Source organism: Paraburkholderia sp. BR14374, assembly GCF_040948685.1.
GTDB classification, from domain to species: domain Bacteria; phylum Pseudomonadota; class Gammaproteobacteria; order Burkholderiales; family Burkholderiaceae; genus Paraburkholderia; species Paraburkholderia youngii.
Genome location: NZ_JBFPKF010000150.1, coordinates 1 through 308, shown reverse-complemented (window position 1 = coordinate 308; position 308 = coordinate 1). Strand labels below are relative to the sequence as shown.

Here is a 308-nt window from a genome sequence, read left to right as displayed (position 1 = left end):
AGGAGATGGCATTGGCCCCACCTGAATGAAAGACTTCGAGTATCAAATCGACATCAACCAAACCGGCGCAGCGACTCATTGAAATGAAGTGCTGCTCGCCAGCGAGGGGTATTTCAACAGCCTGCTAAAGGACCATCCACTCGACTACAACGGCCGCACGTATCACTTCAACTCGGAAATCGATCGCTGGGTGTTCCAGCAGGATCCCGTTCGCTACCGCAATCACCTCGCGCTCGTTGATCGCTTACTGGCTGGGCAGATCCAGCCACCCGACCTGAGGGGTGCGTTGAAGTACATGGAACTCGCAC

Annotated in this window: 1 pseudogene; it reads left to right on the top strand. The window is 55.2% G+C overall.

Annotated elements, in window-relative coordinates:
• Positions 1-124: 124 nt before the first annotated feature.
• Positions 125-308 (top strand): annotated as a pseudogene (locus AB3X86_RS38435) (toluene monooxygenase); the annotation flags it as partial.